Source organism: Zhongshania borealis (assembly GCF_039539625.1).
GTDB lineage: Bacteria > Pseudomonadota > Gammaproteobacteria > Pseudomonadales > Spongiibacteraceae > Spongiibacter > Spongiibacter borealis.
The window spans coordinates 82,802-108,689 of sequence record NZ_BAABDM010000007.1 but is presented as its reverse complement, the minus strand read 5'-3'; the positions used below and the strand labels follow the sequence as shown (position 1 = coordinate 108,689).

General features: G+C 49.3%; 18 protein-coding genes and 1 tRNA gene. 15 read left to right on the top strand and 4 right to left on the bottom strand.

What is annotated here, in order from left to right; translation table 11 throughout:
* Nucleotides 1–231 precede the first annotated feature (231 nt).
* Genes ABD836_RS15570 through ABD836_RS15530 form a run of 9 tightly spaced genes read left to right on the top strand, consistent with a single transcriptional unit; the run spans nucleotide 232 to nucleotide 16,197 of the window.
* Nucleotides 232–2,856 (top strand): cyclic nucleotide-binding domain-containing protein, encoded by a 2,625-nt coding sequence (locus ABD836_RS15570; protein WP_344937737.1) that lies wholly within the window; start codon nucleotides 232–234, stop codon nucleotides 2,854–2,856.
* 60 nt (nucleotides 2,857–2,916) lie between these two features.
* Nucleotides 2,917–3,807, top strand: coding sequence for a hypothetical protein (locus tag ABD836_RS15565; protein WP_344937735.1), 891 nt, complete (start codon nucleotides 2,917–2,919; stop codon nucleotides 3,805–3,807).
* A 4-nt stretch (nucleotides 3,808–3,811) separates the two neighbouring features.
* Complete coding sequence (locus ABD836_RS15560) at nucleotides 3,812–5,536, top strand: cytochrome c3 family protein (protein WP_344937733.1); 1,725 nt, start codon at nucleotides 3,812–3,814, stop codon at nucleotides 5,534–5,536.
* The gene (locus ABD836_RS15555) at nucleotides 5,533–7,527 is read left to right on the top strand and encodes a heme-binding protein (RefSeq protein WP_344937731.1); all 1,995 of its coding nucleotides are present in this window, start codon (nucleotides 5,533–5,535) and stop codon (nucleotides 7,525–7,527) included. Before ABD836_RS15560 ends, ABD836_RS15555 begins: the two co-directional genes overlap by 4 nt.
* Entirely contained in the window at nucleotides 7,499–9,325 is a 1,827-nt protein-coding gene (locus ABD836_RS15550; RefSeq protein WP_344937729.1) for a hypothetical protein, read from the top strand. The genes ABD836_RS15555 and ABD836_RS15550 overlap by 29 nt, the downstream gene beginning before the upstream one ends.
* A complete protein-coding gene (locus ABD836_RS15545; protein ID WP_344937727.1) occupies nucleotides 9,306–13,064 on the top strand; it encodes a hypothetical protein in 3,759 nt (1,252 codons plus the stop codon). The genes ABD836_RS15550 and ABD836_RS15545 overlap by 20 nt, the downstream gene beginning before the upstream one ends.
* Complete coding sequence (locus ABD836_RS15540; protein WP_344937725.1) at nucleotides 13,057–14,427, top strand: multiheme c-type cytochrome; 1,371 nt, start codon at nucleotides 13,057–13,059, stop codon at nucleotides 14,425–14,427. Before ABD836_RS15545 ends, ABD836_RS15540 begins: the two co-directional genes overlap by 8 nt.
* A gap of 4 nt (nucleotides 14,428–14,431) precedes the next feature.
* Entirely contained in the window at nucleotides 14,432–15,214 is a 783-nt protein-coding gene (locus tag ABD836_RS15535; RefSeq protein ID WP_344937723.1) for a PP2C family protein-serine/threonine phosphatase, read from the top strand.
* A gap of 47 nt (nucleotides 15,215–15,261) precedes the next feature.
* Nucleotides 15,262–16,197, top strand: a complete 936-nt coding sequence (locus ABD836_RS15530) for an FHA domain-containing protein (protein WP_344937721.1) — start codon at nucleotides 15,262–15,264, stop codon at nucleotides 16,195–16,197.
* A 204-nt stretch (nucleotides 16,198–16,401) separates the two neighbouring features.
* On the opposite strand, the gene ABD836_RS15525 is transcribed toward ABD836_RS15530, so the two are convergent.
* Together ABD836_RS15525 and ABD836_RS15520 are read right to left on the bottom strand one after the other, a co-directional pair.
* Nucleotides 16,402–16,478: transfer RNA gene (locus ABD836_RS15525), tRNA-Arg, on the bottom strand.
* A 212-nt stretch (nucleotides 16,479–16,690) separates the two neighbouring features.
* Nucleotides 16,691–16,906, bottom strand: coding sequence for a helix-turn-helix domain-containing protein (locus ABD836_RS15520; protein WP_344937719.1), 216 nt, complete (start codon nucleotides 16,904–16,906; stop codon nucleotides 16,691–16,693).
* A gap of 393 nt (nucleotides 16,907–17,299) precedes the next feature.
* On the opposite strand from ABD836_RS15520, the gene ABD836_RS15510 reads away from it, so the two are divergent.
* The 4 genes from ABD836_RS15510 (at nucleotide 17,300) to ABD836_RS15495 (ending at nucleotide 19,882) form a co-directional block, all read left to right on the top strand.
* On the top strand, nucleotides 17,300–18,532 hold the full coding sequence (locus ABD836_RS15510) for an Arm DNA-binding domain-containing protein (protein ID WP_344937715.1): 1,233 nt from the start codon (nucleotides 17,300–17,302) through the stop codon (nucleotides 18,530–18,532).
* The gene (locus tag ABD836_RS15505; protein ID WP_344937713.1) at nucleotides 18,525–18,776 is read left to right on the top strand and encodes a hypothetical protein; all 252 of its coding nucleotides are present in this window, start codon (nucleotides 18,525–18,527) and stop codon (nucleotides 18,774–18,776) included. The genes ABD836_RS15510 and ABD836_RS15505 overlap by 8 nt, the downstream gene beginning before the upstream one ends.
* Before the next feature lie 46 nt (nucleotides 18,777–18,822).
* A complete protein-coding gene (locus tag ABD836_RS15500; protein WP_344937711.1) occupies nucleotides 18,823–19,233 on the top strand; it encodes a hypothetical protein in 411 nt (136 codons plus the stop codon).
* A gap of 100 nt (nucleotides 19,234–19,333) precedes the next feature.
* On the top strand, nucleotides 19,334–19,882 hold the full coding sequence (locus ABD836_RS15495; protein WP_344937709.1) for a hypothetical protein: 549 nt from the start codon (nucleotides 19,334–19,336) through the stop codon (nucleotides 19,880–19,882).
* 274 nt (nucleotides 19,883–20,156) lie between these two features.
* On the opposite strand, the gene ABD836_RS15490 is transcribed toward ABD836_RS15495, so the two are convergent.
* The gene (locus ABD836_RS15490) at nucleotides 20,157–20,765 is read right to left on the bottom strand and encodes a TetR/AcrR family transcriptional regulator (protein WP_344937707.1); all 609 of its coding nucleotides are present in this window, start codon (nucleotides 20,763–20,765) and stop codon (nucleotides 20,157–20,159) included.
* A gap of 102 nt (nucleotides 20,766–20,867) precedes the next feature.
* On the opposite strand from ABD836_RS15490, the gene ABD836_RS15485 reads away from it, so the two are divergent.
* Together ABD836_RS15485 and ABD836_RS15480 are read left to right on the top strand one after the other, a co-directional pair.
* Nucleotides 20,868–21,707 (top strand): metal-dependent hydrolase, encoded by an 840-nt coding sequence (locus tag ABD836_RS15485; RefSeq protein ID WP_344937705.1) that lies wholly within the window; start codon nucleotides 20,868–20,870, stop codon nucleotides 21,705–21,707.
* Complete coding sequence (locus ABD836_RS15480; RefSeq protein ID WP_344937703.1) at nucleotides 21,704–22,813, top strand: hypothetical protein; 1,110 nt, start codon at nucleotides 21,704–21,706, stop codon at nucleotides 22,811–22,813. Before ABD836_RS15485 ends, ABD836_RS15480 begins: the two co-directional genes overlap by 4 nt.
* 363 nt (nucleotides 22,814–23,176) lie before the next feature.
* Here the strand turns inward: ABD836_RS15480 and ABD836_RS15475 are convergent, their stop codons facing one another.
* Nucleotides 23,177–25,483 (bottom strand): TonB-dependent receptor, encoded by a 2,307-nt coding sequence (locus ABD836_RS15475; protein ID WP_344937701.1) that lies wholly within the window; start codon nucleotides 25,481–25,483, stop codon nucleotides 23,177–23,179.
* Nucleotides 25,484–25,888: the final 405 nt, after the last annotated feature.

The window sequence follows — 25,888 nt, the reverse complement described above, 5'->3', positions numbered from 1 at the left end:
TTACTCTGAGTGATTACGCAAACGTTGTAGTTTAAAACCGCGAATATTGCGCAACGAGGCGCCATATCCATCAACTTACGAACAGTGGCCATAGCGCAAAGCTAACAAGAGCGGTAGACTCACCTCCTGCTAATTTTAAAATAACCTGCCTGCATACTTAGTTTATAAGCTTAGTAATTTAAGGAAGACCGGCGCTATTAGGCATAGCCCAAACCAAAAAGGACAATAAAAGTGGCGCAGCGCGCGAGACAAAATTTTGATATCGCCATTATCGGAGCTGGCCCTGCAGGCCTTAGCGCCGCAGCCAAAGCCGCTGAATACGATCTCGAGGCGCGCGCCGCTAACCCCGACCATACAACGAGCCATATACTCATTGAAGGCTCTCCACTTCACGCCAATACCCTCCAGCGCTACCAGAAAGGTAAGCATGTCATGGATGAGCCAGGCTACTTAGACTTGCGTAGCCCCTTAGAGTTTGGCGCCGGGAAAAGAGAACAAATTCTCGATACATGGCAACAGGGAATCAGCGATACAGGCATAAATTTTTGCCCCAACACCGAAGTTAGCAAGGTTACCGGCAGCCGCGGCAATTTCATTATCGAATGTGCAAACGGCAGCAGTATTGGCGCAAATTATGTGGTGCTCTCGATTGGCACGCAGGGCAACCCTAGACGCCTAGGCGTTGAGGGCGATAACTCACATTTCGTCCAATACCAGCTCGACGACCCAAACGAATACCAAAACGAAGACATTATAGTGATCGGTGCCGGCGATGCGGCCATTGAGAACGCTTTAGCACTGGCTGAAAACAATCGCGTAATCATTGTGAATCGAAAGAATGAATTTACGCGTGCAAAACAAGGCAACCTAGACAATGTTCTCGAAGCCATTAACGATCGAAATATGGCGTTCTCTTGCCGTTACGACGCTTCAGTAAAATCTCTAAGCGTTCCCGAGCCAGGCGCTGTTGGCACCGTCACGCTTAACACCGCGCGCGGCGATGAAACATTGACCTGTAACCGTATCGTGGCAAGGCTCGGCTCTATTCCTCCGAGACAATTTGTTGAGCGTTGCGGCATTCAACTACCAAATTCTGACCCGGAAGCGATTCCCGAACTCGACAGCCAATACCAGTGCAATGTCGATGGCCTGTATATCATTGGTGCATTGGCGGGCTACCCACTAATTAAGCAGGGCATGAACCAAGGCTTTGATGTTATTGAGTACATCAAAGGCAAGTCAGTTAAGCCAGTCGATCACCCCCTACTTGCACTGAAATTTTCGCTATTACCCTACCTTGCCGATGTTGACGATATCCTCGCGCTATACCAGCAGCGTGTGCCAATGTTTTCGCGCTTAAACGCCTTGGCGTTTCGTGAACTCATTATGGAAAGCGATATTAGCTACTTTGTTGACGACGAGCAGCAAATTAGCCATTTAATGCAGCAAGGTCGAGCCGTGCAACAGCAGCGGATAAACGACATCAACGTTGTGCGTACAACTGACATACAACGCAGAAAATTGGCCGGTCTGCCCACAAAAATTGTCGCGCCAATTAGCGAGCCCATTATTACCAACGTTGCCAAAAGTGGTGAATTCATATATCACCACAATGACTACAGCAATTCTTTTTTCACCATTATTGAAGGCCAAGTCACCCTCAGTTCACCGGACGGCAGTGATACCATTCTTGGTCCTGGCCAGTTTTTTGGAGAACTTAGTTTACTCTCTGGCCGGCCTCGTATCGGCAATGCCATTGCCAGCAACGACACTGTTCTAATCGAGACACCACGCCGCACGATGGCGAAACTCATGGCCGCTAATGACGAAGTCGCCAAAGGCATCGAAATCGTATTTTTACAGCGAACCTTGCAACAGTTCTTTACGCCGCAAGCCAGTTATGTCGAGCTTCGAGATATTGCGAAGAGTGTCAATACATCGCACTTCAATACAGGGCAAAACATTTACCAAGAAGGCGCTAACGGTGACCACCTATACCTTATACGCAGCGGCACTATCGCGCTGCGCCGCTTAGAGAGAGGTAATGAAATAGTCATAGGGCAGCTTCACTCAGGGCAGATCTTTGGCCAAATGGCACTGATGGGCGACCCTGTCCGCCGGGAGTCAGCTTACGCTACGGTGCGCTCTGAACTTATTGAAATAGATCGAAAAGCCTTTATAGCGCTACTAAAAAAATCACCAGACTCAATAGCGAAATTACAAGCTGAAACCGCAAAACAATTGAAATCCACTGCCGAAATGGCCGCGCTTCCTGAACAAGCCTCGCTGATGTCTTTTTTACTTGCACAGGGAACAGGTGAAGGCACAAACGTTTTACTCATTAATGAGAATCTCTGCGTCGGTTGCGACAACTGTGAAACGGCCTGCGCAGAAACCCACAATGGCATTAGCAGGCTCGATCGAAAAGCCGGCGTGCGCTTTGCCAACATTAATCTTCCCATTGCGTGCCGACACTGCGAACAACCGCACTGCATGAAAGAGTGTCCACCAAATGCCATTCATCGCGAGAACAGTGGCGAAGTCTATATTGATGATACTTGCATAGGCTGCGGCAACTGTGAAACCAACTGCCCCTACAATGTCATTAAACTCAGTTACCAAATGCCAGAAAAGCCGCCATTTTTAAGCTGGCTCTTTTCTGGAATCGGACCCGGCCCAGGGGAAGATAAAGCGGCGACGCCAAGCAAAGCCGCAAAAGAAGCGGGTAAGCAGGCTGTGAAATGCGATGCCTGTGTTGATCGGCCGGCGGGCCCGGCGTGCGTGCAGTACTGCCCCACCGGGGCCGCACAGCGCATGGAGCCCAACGACTTTATCGATGTACTAAATCTGCGGTGATACACGGGTCATTCTCTTGGCAATATATTTAGTAGCAACGTTTTATGAGAAACATAATTAATGTACGTAAACATCCTTAACTATGCTAAGCGGCGCTACTTCTGGTGGGCGATCATCTTGCTGATAAGCAGCAGTGGCCTCTATCTCAGTCAAGCGACAGCACTACCGCCTAACGGGGGCAGCTGGCAGGGCTATGTCTTGGGCAGTATTGGCATGCTACTAATCGTGTGGCTGTCCTGCCTCGGTATTCGCAAGCGACGCTATGCAAGCAAAGGGGCCAACATACAGGCCTGGGTTTCTGCTCACGTGTATTTGGGTATTAGCCTAATAGTGATAGCCACTTTACATAGTGCTTTTCAATTTGGTTTAAATGTTCACACCCTCGCTTATGCCCTTATGTGCGCAGTGATTGCTAGCGGCCTCATTGGACTCTACGCCTATCTGCGCTATCCGCGACTGATAGTTGAAAACAGGGCCAATCAGCCCTTTGAGCAACGATTGGAATCACTCGATAAGATAGATAAAGAAAGCTTGGCGTTAGCCGCTACTTGCGATGCCGATATTCAAAACATGATTTCCAGTGCGCTTGAACGCACGGCTATAGGCGGCAACTTATTGACTCAATTTTTGGGTCGTGACCAATCCAGCGTCAACATGCCGACCAGCGGCTCTGCCCACGGCCACACAAACATACGCAGCAATGAGAACCAGCAAACCGTCATTAACTTTTTGGTGACCAAAATACCCAACACCCACAAGCCCGGCGAAGCAGAGCGCCTGCAAAAGCTGCTCTATATTATCGGCCGTCGCCACGAAATACTTCGCCGTCTACGTCGTGAACTCTGCCTTCAACTTAGAATAAAGCTTTGGTTGAGCCTGCATATCCCACTGACTATAGCCTTATTAGTTTCTTTGTCTATTCACATTTTCACTGTCTTTTTTTACTGGTAAAGCCATGCTTATTCTTATTCGAAAAACAAGGCTTATCAATGGCAAAGTCATTGACCATAGCGACAGTGAACTAGCCAGCGATCATCTTCGCGTCGGCAGCGGTAACCACTGTGATGTGCAGTTATTTGGCGAACAAATAGCGAGGGAACATTGCGATATAATCGTGGTCGATCGCGGCCAAGTAAAGGTTAACTGCCGCGCTAACACAGATATTACCATTGCCGGAAAAACATTTAAGACCACTACGGCAGAACTCGGCGAACAGATTGAAATAGGCTCTCATAAAATCGCGCTCACGCAAGCGCCACCGGGTTTTGACGCCGCCATAGAAGTGTATATCGATGCCAGCAGCCAACCCTCGGTTCATAGCCGCTACCAAAATGAGATGCGCCTTAAACTACCCAGTAGCCGGCTATGGAGTTATTTGCTCAGCGTTGCGCTACTCGCTGTAGCCTTAATTTTTCCATTATTAAATTACCTGCAACCCGACACCGCAAAACAACTTCAAAAGCTAGGTGCGCCTAGCGATAAAATTTGGTCATCAGGCCCGCTTTCTAGCCCACACCATCTGGCTGGAATGGTAGAGAATTGTAATAGCTGTCACAGCAAGGGCTTTCAGAAAGTGGAGGCGCAAAGTTGCCTGAATTGCCACAGCGATACCCACCGCCACTTCCCAGCCAACCACCCATTTAACAGTGACGACAGCCAAAATTGCCAAGCGTGCCACAAAGAACACAACGAGCCTGAAATGCTTATTGTCGGCAACAACACCCTCTGTATCACCTGCCACATAGCCCCTATAGACAAAGTCGACATCGACGGTAAAACAAACGGTGCAATTTCAGCTAGCACCCACTTCTCAGAGGATCTGCACCCGGCGTTCTTAGCGACCTTATTGCAACTAGAGGCTGGAAAATGGGCCGCAATTAAAACTCAGTCATCGCTCGCATTAAAGGAAGCCTCCAATCTCAAGTTCGACCATGAAGTGCACTTAAATCCCGATAAAGTCGCAAAAACTATGGCTGACACTGAAGTCAAACCCGCACTTATCTGTGGCGACTGTCATACCCCGTCTACGGATGGCGAGCACTTTTTACCAATCACCATGGAGACCAGCTGCGCCAGCTGCCACAGCTTGGATTTTGATGACGTCAATCCACAGCGCAACTTACCCCACGCTAAACCCGAGGTTGTCAGTACCTTTTTACAGGAGTTCTATGTTAGCGAAGCGGCGCGCCAGCGCTACACGAAGCCCCAAGACGCTGCCCGTCTTGTGCCCGGCCGGGACACCAAGCCACGCTGCCACAATCAAGATCCACTGCAGTGTGGCAGCGCCCGGGCCAATGAAGAGCTAGATAGGCTATTTATTAAAGGGGGCTGCGTCGACTGCCATGAAGTTTTTCAAGACGTGAACAGCAGTGGCGACCAACAATGGCAGATTAAAGAAGTACGCCTAAACGCAGACTGGTTTCCCGCCGTTCGCTTCCCGCACACGGCTCATCAGATCATGTCTGCCGACAACAACGATGAAGAAAGCTGTGTTAGCTGTCACCAAGCGCCGAGTTCGAAACTGAGTAGTGACGTATTAATGCCCGACATTGGCGTATGTTTAGATTGCCATGACGAAACCGCAAAAATGACCATCGAATTACAGTGCATCGATTGCCATGCTTTTCACAACACAGAGCTGCCACGAATGCCCGCCAGCAAACCAGAGGTAGACCAATGATGGGTCGCCGCTGCGTATTCATAGTGATATCAGCCCTACTCGTACTGGCCGCCTGCAAAGGCGACCGTAATGATCATGACGTGGCTCGCGGCAGCAATGCCAACACCCAATGCGACGGAAGCTGCGCCAATGCCAGTAGCTTTCTAAGTAGTACAGATGTTGAGCTAGTCGTACGCCAGGCCGTTGCCCAAGCCCGCGCGCTGAATATTCCCGCCACCATTGCAGTGGCAGACCGTAGCGGCAATATACTCACCGTGTTTCGCATGGCCGAGGTCCTCGCCAACGGCGATCGCAAACTGACCATAGTATCGAATACCGGCAGCATCATAAGTGGTGGTTTGGAACGTTTAGAATTACCCATCTCTGCCACCGTCGGTGGTGACGCCCTAGCGGCAATGGCAAAGGCGATTACCGCGGCTTATCTGTCTAGTGAGGGCAATGGCTTTAGTACCCGTGTTGCCAGTCAAATTGTGCAGGCGCACTTCAATCCCGGTGAATTCAACCAGCCTAGCGGGCCACTCTTTGGTGTGCAGTTTAGTCAACTGCCCTGTTCGGATTTTGTACTAGACGCCAGCAACCCAGCCATACTGGTTGGCCCCAAGCGCTCACCACTCGGCCTGTCCGCCGACCCTGGCGGCATTCCTCTCTACAAATTCGGCACGCCAGTTGGCGGCATTGGTGTTATCTCTGATGATTTTGTTTACGGTCTGGACCGCACTATTAGCGATGTCGACTTTGACAGTGATGAAATTATTGCACTAGCCGGTAGTTATGGCTTTGCGGTACCGGCAGACCGCCAGGCAGACCGCATCACCCTCGATGGTAAAACTTTACGTTTTGCCGACGTCGACTTCTCGGCCATTGATGCCAGCGTAAAAAATGCACCCAGCTTAGTCGTGAATACCGACGGCAACTTCATTACGGTAAAAGATTATTACGACACCAGCGATGGCTACCGCGCGGGTCAAGCTTTTGGGCAAGCGAGTTCAGGCATTCGCTCTGACAATAATTTACGCTTTCCAGGTCGTGATGCCTTTGTATTTGTCGATCAAAATAACGTCGAACGCTTCCCGCCAACGGCCGGGTCACAGCTCAGCATTGTTGAGGTGCAAGAAATCATCAGTCAAGCACTGGCGGTTGCCAATCGCGCTCGCGCGCAAATTCGACAACCTCTAGGCTCCGCTGCACGCGTTACAGTGAGTGTAGTCGACACCGACGGAAGTGTGCTTGGCATTGCCCGAACCCGTGACGCCCCTATATTTGGTGCTGATGTTTCACTTCAAAAAGCGCGCACCGCGACGTTTTTCTCGTCAGTGGATGCCGCAAACTTCATCACCGCCCTGCCAAATGCACAGTATTTAACACCGACGCTAGCCGCCGCCAACACCATTACCTTAGGCGATTACGTGCAGAACATCATCAATCTGACCGGTGACAACACGGCGCTAAGCAATGGCATTGCCTTTGCTGATCGTTCCGGCGGCAATTTATCTCGGCCTCACTTTCCCGATGGCATCGACGCCAACGGCCCCGGCCCCTTTAGCAAACCCGCGGGAGAATGGAGTCCGTTTTCAACGGGTTTACAACTCGATGCCAGTTTTAATGGCCTAGTTAGCCATTTGCTCTACTTGATGGGTGGCAGCCAGGATGTGGGTAAAAACTGCGTTGGCCTGGCCTTCGGCGGTACCACCAGCACCGTGCCACCGCGCCTAGCTAACGGCATACAAATTTTTCCCGGCAGTGTCCCGATCTACCGGGGCACTCAATTAATCGGTGGTATTGGCGTATCTGGTGACGGTGTGGACCAAGACGATATGATCGCGTTTTTAGGTCTACACAACGCGGCTACGATTCTTGCCACGGTAAACAACGCGCCAATAGCAATCAGGGCCGACCAGCTTGCACCAGACGGCCAGCGCCTACGTTACATCAACTGCCCACAAAACCCATTTAATAATAGTGATGAACAAAATGTTTGCGCCGGAAAATAAACACAGGCGCATACCGCTTGCGCGATCTTGGCCGCTTATCGCCAGCGCCTACGTGGTGCTGTCGCTTAGCCCTTGTACAGCTCTCTTTGCAGAGGCTGAATCAGCAGAAATACTTGGCGAAGCTGACTGCACCGACGGCGACACGCAGCAAGTATCCCCCCGCGTGCCCGGAATGATCAGTAAATGCTTGCCAAAAGCAATGACGAAAGCCCGCATTCCCATTCCACGTATTTCCGACTTCAGCCCTGCTACCGCGATGCCAGATCGCTGGCGTATTGTTGAATCACTGGGCTATGAAAACAATTGGTACGACCCCTACCATCGCAATACCTTAAAAGCTGACAGCCCCATTCACGACGACTGGTTTTTTAACCTAAGCATTATTTCAGACACCGTTTTTGAGCATCGAGACCTGCCGACACCCGTTGGCATACAGTCATCAGCCAATGCCGGTGACTTAGATTTATACGGCGGCACAAGTCAGTCACAACTAATTGAAAACCTAGCCATTGAGCTGGTGTACTACAAAGGCGACACCGTATTCAGACCGCCAGATTACGAATTTCGCTTTACCCCAGTATTCAACTACAACGCCACTAAACTGGATGAAATTCTTGGCGTAGATGTTAATCCAGCGGACGGAAAAACCCGCTACCAAGATTTTGCTGGCGTCCAAGCTGCGTTTATCGATGTGCACTTACGCAATGTGTCTGACAATTACGATTTCGACAGTGTGCGTTTTGGCATTCAACCCTTTAATGCTGATTTCCGTGGTTTTCTTTTTCAAGAAAACCAATTTGGATTGCGCTTTTTTGGCACGCGAAAAAATAATATTATTCAATACAATCTTGCGTGGTTTCGTCGCTTAGAAAAAGACACCAATAGTGGCTTAAACAACATCGGTGAAACACCCCGTAACGACGACGTTTTTGTCGCCAATTTATATTGGCAAGATTTACTCAGCCTCGGCCACACCACCCAATTTACCGTGCTGTATAACCGCAATCGCGAGACTACTTTTTTCTACGACAAAAACGGCGTTATACAACGCCCAGCATCCATAGGTAGCGAGCGACCACGGCATTACGACATTGCCTACTTTGGTGTAAATAGCGACGGCCACATTGGTCGCGTCAACCTCACCAGCGCGTTTTACTACGCAATTGGCAAGCAGGAGAATGCACCTTTTAGTAAAGAAGATACTGATATTTCAGCCTACTTCGCCGCCGCGGAACTTTCCTTTGATCAAGACTGGATACGCTGGCGCGCCTCATTTCTGTACGGCAGTGGTGACAAAGACCCCTATGACGATTTAGAAACCGGCTTTGATGCGATTGTTGAAAATCCCCTGTTTGCTGGCGCCGACACTAGCTACTGGATACGGCAAGCTGTACCGCTCATTGGTGGCGGCAAGGTAGCGCTCTCGAGTCGCAACGGCGTTTTGAACAATTTGCGCGCATCCAAAGAGCACGGACAATCTAACTTTACTAACCCCGGTACCGTGCTGCTCGGCGTTGGCACAGACTTTGACATACTACCCGAGTTGCGTATTAGCCTTAATGCTAATCAACTTTGGTTCGACAATACCAGCAGCTTAGCAGTCGCTCGCCAGCAGGCAAATATCGCAAAAGACATTGGCCAAGACCTTTCTGTTGCCGCTATTTATCGGCCTTTTATGTCTCAAAATATCGTGTTGCGACTGTCCTACGCCGTGCTTTTGCCCGGCGACGCCTATCAACAGTTATATTCAGACCACTCCCAACAATCGGTGCTTTTTAATGCCATTCTCACTTACTAAAACATCGATTCTCGCGCTGTTGGCGCTAGTCATTGGGACATTTTGTCAGCTCGCACTCGCGACTGATGGCCCGCAGGAAGTCGCAAGGGTCTATCACACTGCCCCACCTGCGCCGGCATTTCAAACACCGGCGGATGTAGAGCAGAAAAGTGTGGGCTGCGTCAGCTGTCATCGACAAAGTGACAGCCACAATATGCACAGTAACCCCGCCATTAATTTGGGCTGCGTCGACTGCCACGGCGGCGATGCCAGTATCCGTTTTAGCAAGGAAGCGCCGCTCGATCCAATGTTAATGCTGCCCTTATTGGAAAAGGCCCACGTTTTACCACGTTTCCCTGACCGCTGGCACTGGCCCAACTCCGCCAACCCAGAACGTACTTACACCCTTCTGAACAAAGAGGCCCCTGAATATATTCGCTTTGTAAATCCCGGCGATTTCCGCGTGGCCAGTGAAGCCTGCGGGGCTTGTCATCAACACATTATTGAAGCCTCGACACGCAGCCTACATGGCACCGGCGCGATGTTTTGGGCAGCGGCCGCGTACAACAACGGCATACTACCTTACAAGCGCTCAATATTAGGCGAAGCCTATACCCGCGATGGTAAATCAGCCTCACTAACCGCGCCGATTAAACCCACGCCAGAAATGGCTGAAATGGGAATTCTCGATCAAATATTTCCTCTGCCTGCATGGGAGACGGTCAAACCCGGTGATGTGTTTCGTGTCTTTGAGCGCGGCGGCCGCAATATTGTGAATCTGTTTCCGGAAACCGGCATTCCGAATGCCCTAGGCCAAATTCAACGCTTAGAAGAGCCGGGTAGGCCCGACTTTAAGCAATCTAATCGCGGCCCCGGCACCGGCGCGCGAATTTCTGTGCCGCTGATCAATATGACCAAGACCCGCCTTAACGACCCCTTATTTTGGTTTATGGGCACCAACGATCAACCTGGCGACTATCGCAGCTCCGGCTGTACTGGCTGCCACGTAGTTTATGCAAACGACCGAGAGCCATTGCACTCCGGCCCCTATGCCGCCTTTGGCAATATGGGTAAGAGCCAGAGCGTCGATCCTACTATCGATAAATCTAAATCGGGCCACCCTATTGAACATCGCTTCACTCGCGCCATACCCACTAGCCAATGCATGGTCTGTCACATGCACCAGCCCAATATGTTCGTCAACTCCTTTTTGGGTTACACCATGTGGGATTACGAATCTGACGCACCGCATATGTGGCCGAAAGAACAGCAGTATCCAGACGCCGCAACGAAACGCAAAATATTAGACCGCAACCCTGAAGGCGCAGCGCCCAAAGGTAAGTGGGCCGACGTAGACTTCCTCAAGGATGTCGCCAAACTCAACCCCGAGCTCGACGACACTCAATTTGCCGACTATCACGGCCACGGCTGGAATTTCCGCGCAGTATTCAAACGCGACCGCGACGGCAATTTACTCGACGGCGAAAATGAAATCGTCAGCGACGAAGACCCTGAAAAATTTAGTAAAGCAGTACACATGCGCTCGATTCACGCCGAGGTTGGCATGCACTGTGTAGACTGCCACTTTAATCAGGACAGCCACGGCAATGGTCATATGTATGGCGAAGTAGCCGCAGCTGTCGAAATCAGCTGCGTAGATTGCCACGGCACGGCAGGCAAGTACCCAGACCTAAAACCCTCTGGGCCTGCAAGTAATGCCAGCACCACTGACTTGAGCTTATTGCGCAACCCTGATGGTCGACGCCGCTTTGAATGGGTAGACGGAAAACTGATGCAGCGCTCCATGCTCAACCCTGATCTTGAATGGACCTTATCGCTGGTTAAAGACTCTGTGAATGCCAAGCACCCCAGTTACAATCCCAAAGCCGCCCGCGCCAAGCTGATGTCGAAGGATCCAAGCAGTCAGCACTGGGGCGAAGGTGTTGCCCCCGAAACCGCCGCACACAACTTTGAAGAGATGGAGTGCTACGCTTGTCACACCTCGTGGACAACAAGCTGTGGCGGTTGCCACCTTCCAATACAGGCAAATGAAAAATCCGAACGTCACCACTTTGAAGGTGGCGAATCTCGAAACTTTGCCACCTATAATCCGCAGGTCGCCCGCGACCAGATATTCATGCTCGGTAAACGTGCGCCGTATAAAGGCGAAAAGTATGCACCGGTGCGATCCTCGTCAGCCTTGGTGCTGTCGTCTACTAACGCGAATCGCGAACGTATCTATGTGCAGCAAGCGCCTATTTCAGCCAGTGGTTTTAGCTCTCAGGCGTTTAACCCGCACTTTCCACATACGGTGCGTAAAACCGAAACCAAAACCTGCAGTGACTGCCACTTGTCTGCCGCAAAAGACAATAACGCCATCATCGCCCAAACTCTCACTCTCGGCACAAAGTTCATCGACTTCATCGGTCGCAATGTGTGGCTGGGCGAGGAGAAACACATCGAAGCAATTGCCGTCACTGAATGGGACGAACCCCAAGCGGTCATCGGTAGCTACCTACATCAGTTTGCCTATCCCGACTTCTTTGCCGCTCACCAAGCCCGCAAGCAAACACTGCCAATCTCCCACGATCACCGCTCAACCCGCAGTCAATGCCTGCAATTACGCGGCGAATATTTATTTATAGCCGGGGGCGAAGCCGGCTTTAGTGTTCTGGATGTTGCGTCAGTAGAAAACAAAGGTATATCTCAACGCTTAATCACCGCGCCCTTTAGCAAACTAGGACACAATGCCAACGTGCCCAGCAAAAATGCCAGCTGCCTTGTATTACCGAGTATTCAACCGATTGCGCCGCAACGTAATCAAGGTGATTTAATGCGTATAGACAATAAAGAGCAAGCATTTCATGCCCTTTATAACTACGCTTTTATCACCGACACCGAAGAAGGTTTAATCATTGTCGACGTTAATACCTTTGCCGACGGCGAACCCCGCAACAACACCATTAAAGCAGCACTGCGCTGGGACGCCGACGGGATCTTAAAAGGTGCTCGGCACATAAGTATTGGCGGTCACTATCTTTACATCATCGCGGACAGTGGCTTAGTGATCATTGATATTGACTCGCCCTTACAGCCAAAATTACTGAATACCATTTCGCTCAACGACGGCCGCGCTTCGGCACTGCAATTTCGCTATTTATTCGTCACCGATGCCGACGGGGTGAAAGTAGTGGATGTAACGTTACCAGAGAAAGCCCATCTGTTACCCGCGGCAACCTTGCCACTGGCCGGAGCCCAAAAGATCAGTTTGGCGCGTGGCTACGCTTACGTGGCGGCCAGCGAGCAGGGTCTGGCTATAATCGACATAGAACGCCCAGAAGAAATGCGCTTACTCACAAGCTATAACGGTGAAGGTAAGCTTCTGGACAGTCGAGATGTGGTAATTGGCACCACCAATGCGTCGCTCTTTGCCTATGTAGCCGATGCAAAAACAGGCCTAAATGTCATTCAGTTAAGTTCGCCTGAACTACAGCCAAAGTTTTACGGCTTTAACCCAGAACCCAACCCACAATGGATTGCCGGCAAACAAACTGCTAGTCCAGCGTTGAGCTTGTCGCGAGGGCTAGAGCGCGATCGCGCAGTTGATGAAAGCGGCGGACAAATAGCCGTGTTCGGGCGCCGTGGCGCACGGCCACTCAACTTACAAGAAATGCACAAACTTTATCTAGATAAAAATGGCAAACCTTGGTTTGTGGAAGATTCGCCAAGCAACGCCCAATCGGGAGCGAAGCATGATTAACACTCCGCAGACCACGCTTAGCCGCCGCGCCAAACTGTTCGTCGCGTGCACACTTACAGCACTTGGTATCAGCACAGGATTTTTTCATGCCGCATATGCCGAGGAACAACTAAGCGAAGATTCAGTACACCTTGGCGTGGCTAGTTGTGCCAACACCGCTTGTCACGGCCGTGCAGCACCAGTAGAACACGGAGCTATATTGCAGAACGAGTACCGCACTTGGGCTAAATACGATCATCACTCTCGCGCATATACACTACTGAAAAATGAGGACTCGCGACGTATTGCCAATAATATGGGCATTGAAGACGCGAGCGAAGCGCACCAATGTCTCGCCTGCCACGCTGACACAACCCCGAAAGAACTTCAGGGCGATAAATTTCAAATAGCAGACGGTATTGGCTGTGAAGTTTGTCACGGTGGAGCTGGAAACTGGATAGACTCACATTACGGTGCTAACACTAACTCTGCGGCGTTCGACAGCGCCGCAGCGGGCCACCAAGAAAATTTAAAAAATGGCTTATCGCCGACCGAAGATCCAAACTTCATCGCGGCCCTATGTCAGTCCTGCCATCTTGGCAATACCAATCAGCTGGCCAATCACGAAATGATGGCCGCCGGTCATCCTCGGCTTCGCTTTGAACTCGACACTTGGCTAGCATTAATGCCACCACACCACAAGGTTGATGCCGACTACAAACTGCGCGGCAAACAGAACTCTGCCACTAGCCGCTGGTTTGCGGGACGTATACAGGCGGCACAAGATTCACTTACACTCTTAGAGAAACACAGTACACCGCAAGGCTTAATTCCTGAGTTAGCGATTTTCGACTGCCACTCTTGTCATCGCCCTATGGATATAACGGTAAGACGCTCCGCCAGTGAAAAACAGCTTCTGCCAGCGGGGTCTATGCGAATCAACGACAACGCCTTACGTATGCTTGCAGCCATCGTTTCTGTACGAGACAAAGCCCTAAGCCAAGAGTTTAGCATCGCAATCCGGCAGCTTAATCAGGCGACAATGGTGAGCGCGAAAGCAATGCATAGTGCTTCGGATAAACTGATGGTACATATAGACACCACCAAGCAAATCATGAGTAAATCAGTACTCAGCATCAGTGAGCAGCAGGCAATGACAATTGCCTTACTTAAACAGGGTGCAAGTGGTGAGGTTCGCGACTACGCCGATGCCGAGCAACTTTTTCTGGCCCTACAGCTTCTTTCTTATTCCAAAAACGATTCATCAAGTAGCCAGCAGAGCTATGAAGACATATTTCTAGTCCTAAATGATGAAAAAAAATACACACAAAACCACTTCAAAGCAGCTGTTCAAAAAACGCTAAATTCTGCCATGGAGAAGTAATAAAATGATTAGCATTTTAGGCAAGAGTAATATCGCTAAACGCGCTACCAATGAAGATCGTTTTGTTGCTGACAGCAATTGGGGTATCGCACTGGTTGCTGATGGTATGGGCGGCCCAGAATCCGGAGAAGTTGCAGCCAGTATTGTTGCCACGCAAATAACCGACCTACTCGACGAGGGCCGGCCACTAACCGAGGCTGTGCATAGTGCTCATCAGGAAGTATTGCGCGGCGCAGAAGATAATCGCGGAAAAAAGGGGATGGGCTCTACCGTAGTTGTAGCCCACTTCACCGACAACCAGTTTGAGCTCGCGTGGATTGGCGACAGTCGCGCCTATTTGTGGGACGGTGAACTCCGTCAAATTACCCGCGACCATTCGAAAATTGAAGCAATGATAAGCCGCGGCGAAATCAATTACAGCGACGCTATTAAAAGTCCCCAAAAAAATATCATTAACCGCGCGATGGGTCATGGCGAATTTAGTCAAGATGATGTCCCTCTTTTAAAATCGGCGCTGTTTCATGGCCAAAAGCTTTTACTCTGTAGTGATGGTTTACACGACGCAGTTGCGGCCTGCGACATAGCACGCATATTAAGTACCCAGCTAAGCAGCGAACAACAGCTCGCAAGTTTAATTGCAAAGGCCCTAGAAAATGGCGGCACAGACAACATCACTGTGGTGTTAGTCGAAAGCGATACCATAGCCCAAGAAAACGAAGAATCGCCTATTTTACCTGCGGTATCTATCGCTCGCGTAGACGGCTATATGGAGCATTTCCCCGCTTAAAAACACCAAGCCCAAGCAAAATTACCTGTATTTTAAGGACCAAGAAAATGGCACATTTTAAACTTTACGACACAGTCAATGCCATTGACCACGAATTGACAGCCGCAGAAACATCCGTTGGCCGAAGCCCAGAAAGCGACATACGACTACTAAGCTCTAGCGTGTCGCGCAATCACGGCGTACTCAAAATCACAGACAATACACTGAGTTTTGAAGATTTTGGCTCAAGTAACGGCAGCTATATCAATACTGTCAAAATCGAGGGCAAAGCTGCGCTTCAAAATGGCGACACTCTGCTGATAGGCGACTTCGAATTAAAGGTATCTCGAGTTTCGGACGAAGAGACAACCACATTCAATAATGCCGATGATGCAACGCAAATTGGTGGCTACAAACCGCCTCCTGCAACACCCGCAACCCCTACTGAGGTATCTAATGAGCCAGATATTCCGGCAATGTGGTCAGAACATGCCGGGCTTGAGCAAGCCTCTGGCACAATATTCTTTTCAGAAGCACCCGCGTCTGCAGCCAATAAGAACTACCGTGATGGCAATTTAAATAATGCACCCATTGGCGACACGCCACGTTTAGTCGGCTTAAATCTCAGCCTAGAAGGCGAAATTTATCCCTTAGACACAGCGACAAAAACCGTCTGGAAAATTGGTCGGGACCAGGGAAATGTCGACATCTGTTTAGCTGACTCAAGTATCTCCGGCCTACACGCTCAATTAATCAATGAAGGACCACGCTGGAAAGTCGTTAATTGGATGTCCACCAATGGCACTTTTGTAAACGAACAAAAAGGCTTATCGACCTACCTAAAAAATGGCGACATTATTCGTATGGGTAGTGCAGAATTTGCGTTCGAGCTTCCGCCCCAACAAGTTCCGGTGACGAGAAGTGATGCGGTACCACAAAAAAAGAAATGCTTTTTGGCACGGTTAATCGGTAAGTTAACTGGCGGCCCGAGTGTGCCTCGATGACCGCGCAGGTCCAAAGCACCGTCCGCTCGTGAGCGAAAACCAAGGCTATTTCGTTGCTACAGTCTATGCCAAGACTCGCATTAATCTTGGCGTAGGCCTTCTAAGGTAGAGGCGCTGGGTCCGCTCAAATGGACTTAATATGGGGTTAAAAAAAATTTTGCGCGCACTTACAATGGCTTTTGGCGGGTAACTCTTTGATTTATATGGTGCGCCCGAGAGGATTCGAACCTCTGACCTCTGCCTCCGGAGGGCAGCGCTCTATCCAGCTGAGCTACGGGCGCGAAATGGGTACTTCACGAAGCGCGACACTATAACAGAGAGGGTTTCCCGCCTCAATCAGCCTCGCCTATTTACTTATCAATATTGGTCAAAATCCGATTTGTGACCAAAACGTGACCATTTTGTGACCACGCCAAATTCCAGCTATGAGAAAAACCCCAATTTACGACTGCTGCCCTCCGTGACCCAAATGGGAGATTAATGAATCCGCAGCTCATTCCGCGTTCAGCATTTTGGTCGGCACGTGCTCAACCAGCTCCTCAATAGGGCACCCGAAGTAGTCACAGAGCCTGTCTAGATTCTCTGTTCCACTATTGTAACCCCGCTGATTGATCATCTTCGAAAGGGTCATTCGGTGGATACCTGCAGCCTCCGCAACCTCGCCGATAGTAATTCGACGATTCTCGTCAAACTCCTTCTTCGCAATCATTTCTTTAATCTTAAACCGCAGCATCAAAGCATCGCTCACTCGATATATTAATCACATGATACGTAAAACTATCAAAAATTGCTTGCCCCGCACGCTAATTGATGTATTCTAATATCTAACGATGTATATACGCATCATTAGATAGATTTAAGAGGCTTCAATATGAGCAATACATATCTAACAACAGAAGAACTGTCCAGAAAGATTAAATACGACGCGAGAACTATTCGTACTCGACTTAAGGATTCAGTTCTTCTTGAGGGCATTCACTACATTCGTCCATTCGGCGGTAGAAAGATTCTTTATATATGGGAACGCATCGAAAAGGATATGGCGTCGCCTGCTCATCTCGACTCCCTCATCGCCGGCCTTCAGTAGAGGAGGAAAAATCAAATGGCATCAATAGGCGTTAGATCAAATCGTATCTATATCGACTTCCGCTACAAGGGGGTTCGCTGTCGAGAACAAACTAAGCTCAACGACACCCCTGCAAACCAGAAGCGTGCTAAGCAAATTCTAGAGCGCATTGAGGCTGAGATCACACTCGACACGTTTGACTACGCACGCTACTTCCCCAAATCAAAGCGAGTCGCAGATTTTCAGAATCACGCTCGTCGCATTGATCAGTTAAATTCAGATTCACCGAAATTCGCAGAATTTTCTGCGGTCTGGTTTTCTGAAACGGAAGTTAGCTGGCGTAATAGCCACAAAGACAATGTCGCCTTAACTTTGCGAAAATACCTATGCCCCGCTTTCGGTGACATGCCACTAGATCAAATCACCAAAGCGCAACTACTTGCCTTTCGGGCCGACCTCACCAAAATACCGCGTAAAAATGGCAATACAGGGCTATCTCCGGCTCGAATAAATAAAATCATGATGCCCTTACGACAAGTGCTGAACGAAGGGGCAGAACGATATCAGTACGCCTCGCCGTTCCGCGGTATTAAGACCCTCAAATTGCAGAAATCTCATATCGAACCGTTTTCGTTTGAAGACGTGCACCGCATCATCGCGACAGTTCGCGCTGATTTTAAAAACTACTACACCACACGTTTCTTTACCGGTATGCGCACAGGCGAGATTGACGGCCTAATGTGGAAGTACGTCGACTTTGAGCGTAGAGAGATTCTCATTCGAGAGACCTGGGTAATGGGCCAAATGGAGTACACCAAAAACGACGGCTCCCAACGTGAAATCCAGATGTCGCAGCCCGTTTACGATGCCCTCCTCGCCCAGCGTGAAGCAACTGGCGAGTACACCTATGTCTTTTGCAATCGACTAGGCTCGCCACTTTCCCACAACAATATTACTCGAAGAGTCTGGTACCCATTATTGCGGTACCTAGGATTAAACAAACGCCGCCCCTATCAGACCCGCCATACCGCCGCGACCTTATGGCTGGCCGCAGGTGAATCGCCAGAATGGATTGCTCGGCAAATGGGCCACACCACCACCGAAATGTTATTCAAAGTTTACTCTCGCTATGTGCCCAACCTGACCAGAGCAGACGGCTCAGCCTTCGAACGCTTACTGACTCAACAATTCCCCAATAACGCGCTTAATACTGAGCCAAACAATCCGCTAGCGAATATCAGCCCTAGCCAAGGAGCAGAGAATGACTAAATCTAATATCGACAAAAATATAGACCGCATCGCAACGGTCCTTCTTGCACAAGGCAACTGCCAATCGAATGACCTCGTCGCACTAATCGGAAAAGGCAACGAATCCAACAATCACCAAGCGCTAGTGTCATGGCTCGCCGCACGATTTGAGAATATTGATACTGCTGGGCTAACCACTCAAGAGGCAGCGACCAAACTAACGGACCACTTACAAGAGCAATACTCACTCCGTGCCGCTGGATGAACGACACGCCGTCCAGTAACGCAGCACGGATTAAGGAGAAATATTCATGACCAATGAAACAAACGATGCAAACTTTATCGCTTTGCTTACCTTAGGGGATATGCGCTTACTCAACATCAAGGTACCGGAACATCTTGCAGATGATCCCGATGACGCTGTGCTAGGGCTACCACGCAGTGCCGCACTTATCCTCGCGGAACGCATATTGACCATATGGGAAGTACCTCAGGGAGACATAGCGGTATTTCTGGCTAATATCGCTGATGAAGCATTAAGTAACCTCCTCGTTATCTATCAGCTACTGCAGGTGCTTTTCCCCAGAAATAACTCAAGTAAGTATGTACACACAAACAATAAGAACTACGACGGCCGGACAACGTGGCAAGCAATTCAGGACGGCGAATCGCTGAAGATCCGCAAATACCTAGAACATAAATCGCTTGGCGGCGGCTGGTAGCCCCGAATGGTTATGCCCTCCCCAAATTGAATATCCATCAACGACAACACCAATTTATACGGAACAAAGATGACGGCGTTAAACGCCAACAGGAGACACTATGAACACATTAACCAAAGAGACTGCCCGCTCACTAGCAAAGATAATCAACAGTAGGCTATCGACCTGCTACAACGATGATTTAGTCGCAATTCTTGGTACTGGCCGCGAATTAAATAATGAACAAGCCGTACAATCATGGCTAATGTCTCGCTTCGCCAACATCGAAGTCGGGCGCACTGACACGCTAATGGAATACGCGTCCGAGGTACTGACTCAACATCTCGATGACATACGGCTAGAAGTGGCCATTGGCGTAAAAACCGAGATACCAATACATCAAAGCTTTATTCCAGCAAAATCCCTTACTGAAAGAGAGCTACGTTGTATCGCTCGCGCAATTTATTTGCTGATTTCGAATGAACAATCAAAGCCCTACCTAGATGCACTGATCGAATTAGCACTAGAAGGCGAAGGCAATTCTATCGAAAGGATTACTGCGTGGGCTATTTTGCAGACGAAGGTTTACACTTACTTTCCGAGTGAATTGACACTCCCCCTGGCACAATGCCTAATGCAAAAGCTCAAGCAGGCAAGTGATTATTATTAGCCTTCGTCTATACTAATAAATTACAGGAAATTAATTATCAAGAGCAAACTAGAATCGTAATTAAGCATCTAACATAGTTTTATATTACAGCCGTAGCAGAAACTCGTTACGATCAATTTTAGATTTAAAATATCTCGTCACACATTCTCAATTCGGAAACTCATCGGATCCAAATAGTACCAACTGACCTTCAAAATAATCCTGCCCTTTCCCCGAGGGCATATCCTCGATAAAAAGTCGCCTCTATTGAGATTTTTATGCGGAGGGCAAGGAGTTAAGCTTTCCGACTTTCTTCCAGCTCAATAAAGCGAGCTAACCACTCCCCGGCAACCTGGAGATGAACCTTCGCACTTTCAGCATTCTCCGCGTAAAGCGCCACAGCCCATCCCAACTGACGCAAAACAGCCTGCGCCCTCGCGATACCCAAGGCGCTATTCTGAGCGGCGTAAAATGCCGGTAGTTTTTCGCCCAAACCCACAAATATCGAGACACCAAAGTCATGGACGGCTTCAGGTATTCGCCGGCTGGACCCACCTTGCATCAATAATAATGTGGGGACCTTCTCTGCCGCAGCCAACTCAGCGAAATCCTGCACCCACAGATCAAGCTCCTCACGCGTCGGCTGAGGGGAGGGCATCTTCTCAACTACTTTTGCTATCGCTTCCTGAAAGTCTCTTATTATTTCAGTAAGAATCTGATTTTTATCACTAAAGTGCGTGTAAAGCGTGGATCGGCGGGTGCCCGCCGCGGTTGCAATTTGCTCAATTGTCGTGGCCTCGATGCCCTGTTTAAAAAACAATTCGCGGGCCGTATCGCAAATGAGCGCGCGTGTCTTCGCCTTCTTGGGTGTTAAGGGTCCCGCACGTAGATTTTCGCTTGACATATCAATTGAGCTCAATTTATATTGGACAACATGTCCATTTATGGACGCATAGTCCAAATAATAAATGCTGCGCTATGTTAGCGCCTCAGAGGTCAGCTTACAATGTCGAATCTCGAAGTTCGCAGGATCCCCTTCAACTTTGACGGTGCAGAGTTTATCTGGAACCCAGAAAACCCTGCCTTCTCAATAATGATGAATCAGATCACCTTTTTAGTAATCGGTTTTGAGCGATATTTATGCAAGGCAATACGTGCATCTGAACCGCTGATTACTGATCCTGTCGTGGCCGAGGAGGCGAAATTATTCTTCGAGCAGGAAGCGGTTCATGCCGTTGCACACCGGAAGCATGCAAAGGCACTTATTGATCGATACCCAGGACTCCAAGATGCACTGGACCGCACTATTAGCAGTTACGACCAGTTAATGGAGGAAAAGCCGCTTGAATTTGCTCTCGCATATGGCGGCGGCCTTGAATCCGTGTTCACACCGTTCTTCAAAATGATTCTCGACAATCGCGACGTGTTGTTCAGCGGAGGCGATTCACGACTGGCGTCGCTGTTTTTGTGGCATTTTTGCGAGGAGATAGAGCATCGTAGCTCGGCGCTGATGGTATACAACCACGTAGTGGGTCGCTACGGCTACCGCATTAAAAATTTCCGAAAATGTGTGCGTCACGTACACAGCATTGTCGACATGCTCCGAGAGGAGTTCATCAAACACGTGCCCGGAGTGCCGGCAGAGCATTTCGAAATTGATCCGCTCGGAGCGGTCCCGCGACTGGATAAGATTCGGTCTATGTTAGGCGTTTTCGATTCGCAAATGCCTTGGCACAATCCGGAAAAGCAAGCTTTGCCTGCATACTACGAAGAGTGGCTTTCCCACTGGGAGGCCGGCGCAGATGTGAGCAATATCTATGGCAAGCAAGCAGGAGCAACACAATGAGTGATGTGACACCGCTCTTTCGCGAACTTAGCGACCAGATCGGTGGCTTTAACGAAGCCGCACTGAACAGTTGGATCCACATTTTCAACCCTTTCGATCTGTTTCATGGGAGCATGAACGTGATCGAAATATTGCTTATTGCCGGCGCAGTCTGGGGCCTGTTCCATGCGTTTAGTATGCGTAAAACCCAGGGCACACTGATAAATCTCGGGGTGTGGCTTGCCGCTGTCGTATTTATGTTGGCAATAGAAATACCAGTGTACTTTCCCCATAAAATTGGACTCGATCCGAATGCAATATTGTTCATCCACAATGAATTTACGATTCAATTCTTCTACGATCGCGCACCGCTATACATTATGGCGCTCTATCCCGCGTTGATGTACAGCTGCTACGTCCTGGTCGATGAAATGGGCGTCTTTAAACAGCGCTGGGGGACCGTGATCGGTGCAATCACCGTCGGCTTTGTCCACCAAGGTTTCTACGAAATTTTTGACCATTTCGGCACCCAATACGGCTGGTGGATATGGAACTACACAAATTTTATTGGCTCTGTCGCCTCGGTCCCGCTCGGCAGCCTGTTTGGTTTTGCTTTCCTTGGCCCAGTCGCGCTGACCTTAGCTGTGCGCTTTGTGCTTGCGCCTTACTTGCAGAAGCAAGAAGCAAAAAAGCAACCTATAAACATAGCACTGTTTGCCGGGCTAACTATTTTGGCAGGCGTACTTATTCCGCTTATTCAAACGTTACTCATGCCCATTAACTATATGCGATTAATTTTTGAGGTGACACCACTCATCGAAGCAGTTGTGTGTTTTTCACTCTTAGCGATTGCGGCAGTAGTTGCGGTATATCAAATGAGCAGCAAGCCTAATCAGGCGACGCAGTCATCACGCTTCGCCTACCATTACCTGATTGGCTATCTGCTTATTTTTGCAGGATTGTGGGCGTATGCAATACCTGACTATTTCGCCGCCGTGGACGGTAAAACGGAGCAAGGTCTCTTGGTAGGTTCGTTGCCCTACACCATACTTTGCTTTGTCTCTTGCATATTTTTCATTTGGCGACGGCGACAAGCCCGTGCAGCGCAGCTTACCAATTTATCGTGAATATTAATAAGTTAATGTGTCGGCATAGCGAATTCCTTTTTGCCATATTACCCGTACAAGGAACTTAGTTCGAAAATGCACGGAGCAAAACTCGACGACAAATATTGGATACGCTCCCTGACCCACGCAAGCCTTGGCTAGCCCCAAACGATAAGAGCATCATTAGAGAAACAGAATAGGCTTCCTTGAAGTTTTCTATTTCATTGACCTCGCCCGTCGTTCGCGGCCAAAATTCGGGGGCTAGCTGGTCAATATAAAATGAAAATTAGCTCCATCTATTTAGTGAATAACTGCGCACCAAGAAAGACGATCACCTTGCGCGAGATGCTTGTGCGATCGAGACCTATCGCCATTTTTATTTTTTTATTCAAAACGGTATCTAAAATCAAGGCCGTAGGTCCGAGGTTTTTCTCTAGATAGCAAGAAGCCACCGGTGTCGAGTGGAGCCGGGCTGCCCACCGTGCCGACGAGTTCGTTAGTCAGATTTTTGCCGAATAGCGCAACTTCCCACGCCTTTCCTGCGAGCGCTACTCTTAAGTTTGTTTTCGTATGTGACGCTTGTATTCCGCGAGGATCAAGGTCGCCGGTGAGGAAATGGCGACTGCGATAGCTCGCGTCAAGTGTTGCACTCCAAGACAGATTCGCGTTAATAGTTCCGTCGTATCTCAGCGCAAGAGAAGATGAGTACTCGGGAGTTTGCTGGTTCCGTTTGCCGGTGAAGTCACAGGTGCCATCACGCGAACCGTCAGCTTCCTTTCCAAAGTAGCAGGGGCCATCTGTGTAATCTAGCCATTCAAAATCGAGATAGCCGAGTGAGCCGCTGAGCATTAAGCTGTCAGTAATAAGGTAGCGGCCATCCACCTCAACGCCGCTGGTTCTTGCCTCACCACCATTAGTGACGAAATAGCCGAGTGCGCCATCAAATACGGCCACTTGAAAGTCGGTAAATTCTACGCTGTAGAAGGCTACATTTAGTTCGGCCGCACCATCAAGCAGGCTCGATTTTATGCCCAATTCTAGCGAGTTCGCGATTTCGTCGTCGAATTCAAAATTCGTACCACCACCATCTGGCGTTGTATCGTCATTATTGTTGCGAGCATCAAATCCGCCACTTTTTGAGCCGGTGGCCCATGAAAAGTAGATCAGTAAATCGTCAGACCAATGGTTCTCTAGAGTGAATAGGTGCATTAACGAGTTTACGCTTCTAGAGCCCTTGAGCTGATGCTCCTCTACTGCCATTTGGGCGAATACGGCGCCAATAGCTGGGTTTACGGGATCTTTCGTGCCGCCGTCAAATAACTGCACATCTCGAAATCCCTTCTTTGATTCGTCAACATAGCGCAGGCCGAGCGTGGCACTCCACTTGTCAGAAATATGCCAAGTAGCGCGGCCAAAAGCCGAAACGGCGTTCATTTCTACGCCAAAGTCTCGGTATAAATCAGCGGCAACGAGTGGCGTGAGGACAGCTTCACTCCCTAGGTTTATCCCCCCCACTCCCAAAGGGGGCAGCTCCGGATTAGCGAGGGTTCCGGCGCGGATGTTTAAACTAGCTGTTTCCTCATAGTGCATTTCAGACTGTTGATAAAAAAGCCCAAGAATATATTCAACCGTTTTGCCGGTAGGAGATAGCCAACGTAGTTCTTGGCTAAATTGATCATAGTCTTCGGCAAGATCAATTCCAGCGGAATCAAGGCGGCTAGCGTCGCCATCCAGTACTTCGATATTTTGATAACCGCTATAGCCGGTAACAGAGACGAGCGAAGATTCGCCCAGGCTGAAGGAGATGTTCAGGGCAACACCATCATTCGTTATGTCGGCATACTCGTTCTCGTTTGTGTCGCGAGTTTCGTTCAGACCTTTGGGCCGTGCGTCTGCTTCTGTGAGTACGCCATAGTCAACGATCTGCGTATAAGCACCATTGCGGTGTTTCACGCTGTGTTCAAGCTTTAAGCCTATCTCTAAATTATCTGTTGGTTGATTAATGAGGTATAAGCGCACGGCATGAGTATTGATCTGTGGTTCTTGACGATTTTGAGTAAGATTGTAGACAAAACCGTCATCAATTCGCTCTTTAATGGCCAGTCGAGCACCGAATGTATCGGTGAGGAAGCCTGAGACTGTTGCGGTTAGTTCGTAGCTATCATCTGGCTTAATATGGCTACCCGTTAGCAGCGCCTCAAAGTCCTCGGTTGGCTTTGCCGAGCTAATATTGATTGCGCCTGCCACGGAGTTTTTACCGAACTGTATACTTTGCGGGCCGCGCAGCACTTCAACTTGCGCTACGTCAAGAAAGGCGATTTGCGTTTGATAGGGGCGACCGAGGTGAATGTCGTCGCTGTAGATACCAACCGACAATTCAAAGCCCTGATTGGTACCGCCGCTGCCTAAACCCCGCATATAAATCAGCGGTTGTAAGCCGGTGTCTATCAGTTTAAAGTTCGGTGCAAAATCAGACATCTCGGTTAGATTTTGAATTCCTGCATTGCGCAATTTCTCGCCGCTGAGCGCGGTGACGGAGAGAGGCACATCAGACGCGCTTTCAACGCGCTTGGTGCCGGTAACCAGCACCTCCTCTAACATGGCTGAAGAACTAGGCAAGCTATTTAGTAAACCTCCGCAGACCAACGCAGTTATGGCGCCATACTTATTACGAGCTACATTAAATGACATTTTCGTTGAATACATTATTGAGGGGTCCGCAAGTTATTTTATTGTTTGGTGTCAAAAGCCATCGGCCATCGAAGTTCGGCGCATTTCGATAATATGCTAGCCTTAACTGGCCTTTGGCCGTCATCAGAAATGATGATTGACTTTTACTAGATCCGTTCCTGCGATAGATACGGCTTGATAATCTTCTTTATTTAAAAACATAGTATCCATTTTAACGGTAGCGTACGAAAAAGTTTACAACAAGTGGCCATACGTAGAATGACTATCTCTCCATGAAAGGTAATCAGCGCCAGCGCGAGGCCTTAGCGGCCTTACGTGCCTACTTGAGTAAAAGCGACATCGGGTACACAGCCCTTGTTATGATTTTTCGGGACTGACGATTGCCCTCCTGCGCTCGCCCCAGTC